General features: G+C 43.7%; 1 protein-coding gene and 1 pseudogene. Both read left to right on the top strand.

Annotation, left to right across the window (positions count from 1 at the left end):
- The coding region (locus tag H5200_RS23420; protein WP_404936387.1) for a BTB/POZ domain-containing protein at positions 1 to 279 on the top strand (279 nt) is incomplete at its 5' end.
- An 11-nt stretch (positions 280 to 290) separates the two neighbouring features.
- Positions 291 to 503: pseudogene (locus H5200_RS23425) on the top strand (ATP-binding protein); the annotation flags it as partial.

Consider the following 503-nt stretch of genomic DNA (forward strand, 5'->3'; position numbering starts at 1 on the left):
TATACCCACCAAGTTGTTGAGTTACAGCTCAGTGGACGGCGTCACCCCGAGCACGCTTATCGCGCCTGTTTAGGGGTGTTAAGTTTAGCTAAAATCTATTCAAAAGAGCGGCTTGAGCAAGCGTGTTATCGCGCGATCATAATGAATACGACCACACTTAAATCAATAAAGCAGATGCTGAAGAAAGGGTTGGATCAACAACCGTTACCCACACAGCAAACAGAGCCAGAAAAGCCAATTACACATAGCAACATACGCGGCACACAGTATTACCATTAAGGAAATGAATCATGATAGACACCATTAACCAGTAACTTCAACTACTCAAGTTATCGGGTATAAAGCAAGCACTCAAGCAGCAGCTTGAACAGCCAAATTTATATCAAGAGCAAAGCTTTATAGAGCGCGTCAGTTTATTGCTCACTCATGAAATTGATACGCGTGAGCAAAGAAAAATCGACCGGCTAGTGCGACACGCTAAATTCCGCTTACCGGCTCAGTTA

The organism is Pseudoalteromonas sp. SG43-7, assembly GCF_014164295.1.
Taxonomy (GTDB): domain Bacteria; phylum Pseudomonadota; class Gammaproteobacteria; order Enterobacterales; family Alteromonadaceae; genus Pseudoalteromonas; species Pseudoalteromonas rhizosphaerae.